This is a genomic window from Noviherbaspirillum denitrificans, from assembly GCF_002211445.1.
In the GTDB taxonomy this organism is placed as follows: Bacteria; Pseudomonadota; Gammaproteobacteria; order Burkholderiales; family Burkholderiaceae_D; genus Noviherbaspirillum; species Noviherbaspirillum denitrificans.
The window spans coordinates 4,302,818-4,309,835 of the sequence record NZ_LSTO01000001.1 but is presented as its reverse complement, the minus strand read 5'-3'; the positions used below and the strand labels follow the sequence as shown (position 1 = coordinate 4,309,835).

The window sequence follows — 7,018 nt, the reverse complement described above, 5'->3', positions numbered from 1 at the left end:
GGTGGGGAACCCGCCGTACTGTGCGCCGTAATAGATACCGGCCAGCATGATGAGCGACGAGATCGGGGGCAGCGAGAACGTTGCCGGCAGCAGCATCGCGATGGTGGCGACCGGGCCGAGGCCGGGCAGCACGCCGATCGCGGTGCCGAGGAACACGCCGATCAGGCAGTAGAACATATTGGTCAGCGACAGCGCGGTGTCGAAGCCAATGGCAAGATTGGTCAGGATTTCCATGTGCTGCGCTCCTTAGAAACCGAACCAGGAACCGAACATCGGCATCGGCAAGCCGAGTCCGACATTGAATACCAGCACCGTAAACACCGCCATGCCGACCGCGACCGCGAGGAAGGGAAGGATCTTGAACTTGGTGCTAGCGTAGCCGCTGACCATGACCAGCACGATGACGGCAATCGCCAGGCCGGCGCCACGGATCAGCACGCCGAACAGGACGGTTGCGACCAGGATCAGGACATTTTCTTTCACGGCAAAGCGGCCGATGCCTTCGCCACTCTTGAACATGGAACGGGCCACGCCGGCAAGGCCGATCAGTGCGAGGATGCCGCCGAGAATGGTTGGGAAGTAAGCCGGCCCCATGCGTCCTGCCGTCCCCATCGAGTAGTCGCGCCCGATGATGACGGCAGCAAGGCCGAATATGATGAATATGACCCCGGACCAGAAGTCCTTGGGATCCCGGATGAATGATGGCATCACCGTCTCCAAGTAGTAATTGGTTATTTGCTACCCCGCCGGGATGGACGGGGACATGGCGACTATATCTACGCTCCCTGTCAAATTCCTGAAGGATTGCTGACAAAATGCTGACAAACAGCATGGATTGCCACAAACAGGCCGGTTCCCTTAGTATTGAGACTCGGTAACAAGACAGGCGCCCGTGCCGCGCAACATGCGCGTTGCACGATGGGCAGATTGAAATGCACATCCTATTGGTGGAAGACGACAGGGTCCTGGCAGACGGCGTGGCTCGCATCCTGAACGGCCACGGCATGGTCGTGGACGTGGCCACCAACGGCATCGATGCCGACAACATCCTGCAGCGCAGCCAGGCCGACGTGGTCGTCCTCGACATCGGCATCCCCGGCATCGACGGCTTCGAGGTGGTGCGCCGCTTGCGCGAGCGGGCGAACAGCGTGCCGGTCTTGCTGCTGACTGCGCGCGATGCGGTGGACGACCGTGTGCGCGGACTGGAGCTCGGCGCCGACGATTACCTCGTCAAACCTTTCGCGCCGCCCGAACTGGTGGCGCGGATCAAGGCCCTTGCACGGCGCGCCGGCGGCCGCAAGGATGAACTGTCCTTCAAGGGCCTGTCGCTCGACCAGACCACCAAACGTGCGCGCGTGAACGGCCAGCCGATCGAGCTGTCCGCGCGCGAATGGGCAGTCCTGCAGTATCTCTTGCAACAGGCTTCCCGCGTCGTCTCCAAGGAACAGATCCTGAACGCGGTCGTGCCGTGGGGCGAGGAACTCACGCTCAACGCGGTCGAAGTGTATGTGTCGCGCGTCCGCCTGAAGATCGCGGGTTCCGGCGTCGCGATCCGCACCATCCGGGGATTCGGCTACATGCTGGAAGAACTGCCGGCATGAGCGGCAGCATCCAGCGCGACCTGATCAAATGGCTGTGCGTGCCGCTGCTGGTCATCAACATGATCGGCGCGCTGACGGTGTACATGATTGCCTGGTTGCCCGCGCAAAAGGCGCTCGACCAGAATCTCGCCGAAATCGCCTTCGACCTGCGGATGTACCTGCGCCTGTCGGATGAAGGGATCCGGCTGGAATTGCCGGAAGACGACATGCGTCTTCTGCGCGCCAATATCGCCGGGCAGATTTATTACGTGATCCGACATGGAACGGACACACTGATCGGCGACACGGATTTTCCGCCACTGCTCGTCCCCGCGGCAGTGAACCAGCCGTTTCCTTACAGTGGAAGGCTGCGCGGCAAACAGGTGCGCTTCGTGGTGATGCGCACCGTGGTCGGCACGCAGTCGCTGCTGATCGGCGTCGCCGAGACGCTGGAAAACCGGCGCCAGGTCCAGGCCAACATCATATTGACCCTGCTCGGGCTGGAAGCGACGCTGCTTGCCATTTCAGCGGCGATCGTCTGGTTCGCCGTGCGGGAAGGCTTGTTCCCGCTGCAGAGCATGCGCAGCGCGCTGGAGGCGCGTACCAGCACGGAACTGTCGCCGATGGAAGAAGACCTGCCGGTCGAACTGCATCCGCTCGCCAAGGCAATCAATGACCTGTTGCATCGGCTGAAAAGCGACGGCGAAGCGCGCCAGCACTTCCTTGCGAATGTAGCACATCAGCTCCGCACACCGCTTGCAGGGCTGAAGGCCCAGGCAAGCCTGCTGCAGGAAAAATATGCAGGCGATCCGGAAATCGCGCACACCGTCGGCCTCATGTCCAGCACCACGGACCGCATGATCCGGCAGACGAACCAGCTGCTCGCGCTCGCGCGTACCGAAGCGAACAACACGGAAAAGCGCAGCTTCGAAGCAGTGCGGCTCGACAAGCTGGTGGAAGAAGCCATCCAGCAAATCGTCTTCGTCGCCGACCAGAAAAAGATCGACATCGGCTTTGAACTTGCGCCGGCATGCGTGTCGGGCGACACCTTGATGCTGCGCGACCTCATCGATAACCTGGTGGACAACGCCTTGCGCTATTCACCCGTCGGTGCCTCCGTCACGGTGCGCTGCCGCGAGGCCGGCGACCGGGTGGAGTTCTTCGTGGAAGACACCGGTCCAGGCATTCCCGAAGCTGAGCGCGAGGCGGTGTTCAGCCGTTATCGCCGTCTCGACGTCAAGGTGCCGGGAACCGGGCTGGGGCTGGCGATCGTGCACGAGATCGTGACCTTGCATGATGCGACCGTCAGCATTGGTTCCGGAGCGGGCGGAAAAGGGACGACGTTTACCGTCAGCTTTCCGCGGTTTGATCCCGATGCATCGATTACCGCGGGGGAAGAAGTCGACGCCGCCTAGTAGGAGGAACCGGCGTCACCGCACTCCCAATTTGGCATAACGCAACCTTCGTCTTTATTCCACGAAATTCCCATGGGTCCTTGTAGTCCCAGCAAATACCTCTTGTCCCCTTCCCCGGTCCGATAGGATCAACCATGCAACACATCTCGATGCAAAAGACCAAGGCAAAAACACGCCCCGCGTTACCGTGGTACAAGAAACTCGGCCCCGGGCTCATTACCGGCGCGGCGGACGACGATCCGAGCGGCATCGCTACCTATTCGCAGGGCGGCGCGCAGTTCGGTTACAACATGCTGTGGACGCTGTTGTTCACCTATCCGCTGATGGTCGGCATCCAGATCGTGAGCGCACGGATCGGCCGCGTGACCGGCAAGGGACTGGCCAGCAATATCCGCGACACCTTTTCACCGTGGCTGCTCTACGCCATTGTCGGCATGCTGCTGGTCGCCAACACGATCAATATCGGCGCGGATATCGCTGCCATGGCGGATGCCATGCGCCTGATCGCGGGGGGCTCGCACGGCATTTACGCCGTGCTGTTCGGCGCCATCTCCGTGCTGCTGCAGGTCTTCATCCCGTACAACCGCTATGTGCATGTGCTCAAGTGGCTCACCCTGGCGCTGCTGGCTTACGTTGTCGTCGTATTCTCGGTACACGTCCCGTGGTTCGATGTGTTGCGCAGCGTGGTAGCGCCCCACATTACATTCAACCGCGAATACGTGACGACGGCGGTCGCCATCCTGGGCACGACGATCAGCCCCTATCTGTTCTTCTGGCAAGCGTCGCAGGAAGTCGAGGAAGTGAACGCCGATCCGGATGCGCGATCGCTGCGCGAAGCACCCGCGCAGGCGCGCGCGCACCTGAATCGCATCAAGATCGATACCTACATCGGCATGGGCATTTCCAACCTGATCGCGTTCTTCATCATGCTGACGACCGCCACGACCCTGTTCAGGAACGGCCTGACGGATATCCAGACATCCGCCCAGGCAGCCGAGGCGCTGCGGCCGATCGCGGGAGAATTTGCGTTCATCCTGTTCGGTGCAGGAATCGTCGGCACCGGCATGCTGGCCATCCCGGTGCTGGCTGGGTCGGCGGCCTACGCGGTGGCGGGAGCATTCGGCTGGAGCAAGGGACTGGACCTGCGCCTGGCCATGGGCAAGCGGTTTTACGCGATCATCGCCGCGTCCACGCTGATTGGCGCCGCAGTCGGGATTTCGGACATCGACCCGATCAAGGCACTCTACTGGGCGGCGGTCATCAATGGTGTGATCTCGGTGCCCATCATGGCCGTCATGATGGTCATGGCGCAGCGCCGTGAAATCATGGGACCTTTCGTCGTGACGAAGCGCTTGAAATACCTCGGATGGGCGGCGACGCTCGCCATGACCGTCGCCGTGCTGGTGATGTTCGTTTCCATGCTTTAGCCGCGACGGCTCAGTTCGGTACCTGTTCCCCGGCGCGCAAGGTCAAGACCCGCACACCGTTGCGGGTCACGGCGACGGTGTGCTCGAACTGCGCGGACAGTTGGCCGTCGCGCGTGACGACGGTCCAGCCGTCTTCTTCGGTCCGGACAGATTCACGGCCCTGGTTAATCATCGGTTCGATGGTGAACACCATTCCTTCGCGCAGCACCAGGCCCGTGCGCGGCTTGCCCCAATGCAGCACCTGCGGCGGCTCGTGCATTTCGCGCCCGATGCCGTGTCCGCAATATTCCCGCACGACCGAATAGCCGTTGCTCCGCGCGTGGCGTTCGATGGCATGTCCCACGTCGCCCAGCCGGGCGCCTGGACGAACGGCCTTGATGCCTTTCCACATCGCTTCGTAAGTGACTTGCACAAGCCGTTTTGCCAAAGGCGACACCTCACCCACCAGATAAGTCTTGCTGGAATCGGCGATATAGCCGTTCTTCTCCAGCGTGATGTCGAAATTGACGATATCGCCGCTTTGCAAAAGTTCTGACGCCGAGGGAACACCGTGGCAAACCACGTTGTTGCGGGAAGAGTTCAGCGCATAGGCAAACCCGTACTGCCCTTTGCTTGCCGGCCGCGCGTTGAGCGTGTCCACGATGAAGCTGTCGACCATATCGTTGACCTGCATGGTCGACATGCCGATCAGGTCCAGCCGGTCCAGGTAGCCGAATACCTCCGCCAGCAACTTCCCTGACTCGGCCAGCAAGGCGATTTCTTGCGGCTGCTTGGTCATGCCGCGACGCCCTGGACGGCTTGCGGCGTCACGCCGGCGGCACGCAGTTCGCGGGCGACGATTTCGTTGAAGGTCTGCGTCGGATTCATTTCGCACAGCATGCCGATCTTGATCCAGAAGGCCGCCTGCGCGTTGATCGACCGGCACGACACCACGCTCGCCTTGCGGATTTGATCGTGCAGATCGCCGTCGATATTGACTATGCCCATGTCATTCACCATATATGAAACGTATATGAATTATATAGACCGGCTCAGCCGCAGTGCAAGTGATGGCGGCGCATGCGCTACGCGGTAATTTTATCCGGGTATTATTGACTTATGAATTTTACCCGGATAATATAAGCGGACTGCTTTTTACCCGCGCAATATCGAACACTCGCCATGTCGCTTCCTCAACACCACACCTACACCGCCTTTTACGCATCAAAGGTGGTCGCATCCGGCAAATTGAGCGACGTTGCGGTCGTCCTTCATGGACTCCTGCAACGCGACCAGGAAGCCACGCCGCTGATTCTTGACGACGAAACAGGAAAGCAGACCGAGCTCGACCTGCGCGGGACCGCCGCCGACGTACAGGCGCGATACGTTGCCGAGTCCCTTGCCGATGCGCCCGCCCTGCCCGAAGAAAAACCGGCCAAGGCAGGTCGCGGCCGCCCCCGCCTGGGCGTGGTGCCGCGTGAAGTGACCTTGCTGCCGGAGCATTGGGACTGGCTGGCCTCACAACCGGGAGGCGCGTCGGTCGCCTTGCGCAAGCTGGTGCATGAAGCGAGGCGCGCGAGCACCGAGCGTGACCAGCGGCGCCACGCGCAGGAGCGCAGCTACAACGCGATGGCGGTCCTGGCCGGGAATTTCCCGGGCTTCGAGGAAGCGAGCCGCGCACTCTTTGCCGGCGAGCCGGAACGTCTGGCGAACATTGCCGCCGCCTGGCCCGCTGACGTCCGCGACTATGTGCTCGCGCTTGCCAATCCGTGATGCTTGGCCATCACTTGCCACATTCAAAGGACTTTTCCATGTCGTTCCCTGTTGATCACACTACCCGACGCGAACTGTCCCGCCGCGCGCGCGACTCGTTTCCACCGATGGGCATCTACATCGTCCGCGACAAGGAAACAGGACAAGTGCTGGTCGCATCCAGCCGCGACGTGCATGCCGCGATCAATCGCGCCCAATTCGAGTTGCGCCTGCGCTCGCATACCAACAAGGCGCTCCAGGCGGCATGGAACCAGGGCGGGCCGGAGCGCTTCGACTTCGAGATCGTCGACCTGCTCAAGGAAAAGGACGATCCTGATTTTGACTATGCCTCGGAGCTGCGAGCACTTGAACAGCTCTACCGCGAGGAATTCCAGCAACAACCGGGAGCAGCGCAATGAACCCACTCGACATTTGCCTCGAGCAGCACCGCAAGCAAGCTGCGCTCTGTTTCGCCATGGATGACGAACTCGGCATCCGGCACGGCATGTCGTGGGCGGACTTTGTGCTGCTCGACGCACTGGACTCGGCCGGCGGCGCATTGCCGGCCGCCGAACTCGCGCAAGAGTTGAGCATGCCGCGCTCGCGACTCCTGCTTCAACTGATGCCTCTGGAGAAGATCGGACTGATCGTGCGCAGTGTCAGGAACGATGGTGTGCGATGTGTCTCGCTTCGTCCGAATGGAAGACGGCAGGTACGCGAAGCGCGGGAAACTGCCGCCCGGATTTGCGAGGAAGTACTTCAGTAGACGGTTGATTGCGATCACAGCCCTGTCGTGACAAGATGCGGGAATACCTTCTTTACACGCCAGCGAAACAGCAATCATGCGCAGTGCCGTCCTTCTCAT

General features: G+C 61.2%; 10 protein-coding genes. 6 read left to right on the top strand and 4 right to left on the bottom strand.

Annotated features, from left to right (window positions below):
• Together AYR66_RS20900 and AYR66_RS20895 are read right to left on the bottom strand one after the other, a co-directional pair.
• Positions 1-234, bottom strand: a 234-nt coding sequence (locus AYR66_RS20900; RefSeq protein WP_170942333.1) for a tripartite tricarboxylate transporter permease, incomplete at its 3' end; no start/stop codon positions are given.
• A 12-nt stretch (positions 235-246) separates the two neighbouring features.
• The gene (locus AYR66_RS20895) at positions 247-708 is read right to left on the bottom strand and encodes a tripartite tricarboxylate transporter TctB family protein (protein WP_088709108.1); all 462 of its coding nucleotides are present in this window, start codon (positions 706-708) and stop codon (positions 247-249) included.
• Between the two features lie 224 nt (positions 709-932).
• Here AYR66_RS20895 and AYR66_RS20890 point away from each other — a divergent pair, with 224 nt between their 5' ends.
• The 3 genes from AYR66_RS20890 (at position 933) to AYR66_RS20880 (ending at position 4,422) form a co-directional block, all read left to right on the top strand.
• Positions 933-1,601 (top strand): response regulator transcription factor, encoded by a 669-nt coding sequence (locus AYR66_RS20890; protein ID WP_088709107.1) that lies wholly within the window; start codon positions 933-935, stop codon positions 1,599-1,601.
• Positions 1,598-2,995 carry a sensor histidine kinase gene (locus tag AYR66_RS20885; protein WP_088709106.1) on the top strand — a complete coding sequence of 466 codons (1,398 nt, stop codon included), beginning with the start codon at positions 1,598-1,600 and terminating at the stop codon, positions 2,993-2,995. Before AYR66_RS20890 ends, AYR66_RS20885 begins: the two co-directional genes overlap by 4 nt.
• A 134-nt stretch (positions 2,996-3,129) precedes the next feature.
• The gene (locus AYR66_RS20880; RefSeq protein ID WP_234814964.1) at positions 3,130-4,422 is read left to right on the top strand and encodes an NRAMP family divalent metal transporter; all 1,293 of its coding nucleotides are present in this window, start codon (positions 3,130-3,132) and stop codon (positions 4,420-4,422) included.
• Between the two features lie 10 nt (positions 4,423-4,432).
• Here the strand turns inward: AYR66_RS20880 and map are convergent, their stop codons facing one another.
• Together map and AYR66_RS20870 are read right to left on the bottom strand one after the other, a co-directional pair.
• Entirely contained in the window at positions 4,433-5,200 is a 768-nt protein-coding gene (map, locus tag AYR66_RS20875; RefSeq protein ID WP_088709105.1) for a type I methionyl aminopeptidase, read from the bottom strand.
• Positions 5,197-5,409: a ParD-like family protein gene (locus tag AYR66_RS20870; protein WP_088709968.1), complete on the bottom strand. Its 213-nt coding sequence runs from the start codon at positions 5,407-5,409 to the stop codon at positions 5,197-5,199. Before AYR66_RS20870 ends, map begins: the two co-directional genes overlap by 4 nt.
• A gap of 174 nt (positions 5,410-5,583) precedes the next feature.
• Between AYR66_RS20870 and AYR66_RS20865 the strand changes: the two genes are divergently transcribed.
• From AYR66_RS20865 to AYR66_RS20855, 3 genes are read left to right on the top strand one after another with little or no spacing between them, the layout of a single operon-like run.
• Positions 5,584-6,174, top strand: coding sequence for a DUF2239 family protein (locus AYR66_RS20865; RefSeq protein ID WP_088709104.1), 591 nt, complete (start codon positions 5,584-5,586; stop codon positions 6,172-6,174).
• A gap of 38 nt (positions 6,175-6,212) precedes the next feature.
• Positions 6,213-6,572, top strand: a complete 360-nt coding sequence (locus tag AYR66_RS20860) for a GIY-YIG nuclease family protein (RefSeq protein ID WP_141104114.1) — start codon at positions 6,213-6,215, stop codon at positions 6,570-6,572.
• Positions 6,569-6,919 carry a helix-turn-helix domain-containing protein gene (locus AYR66_RS20855; RefSeq protein WP_088709102.1) on the top strand — a complete coding sequence of 117 codons (351 nt, stop codon included), beginning with the start codon at positions 6,569-6,571 and terminating at the stop codon, positions 6,917-6,919. Before AYR66_RS20860 ends, AYR66_RS20855 begins: the two co-directional genes overlap by 4 nt.
• The last annotated feature ends 99 nt before the right edge of the window (positions 6,920-7,018 follow it).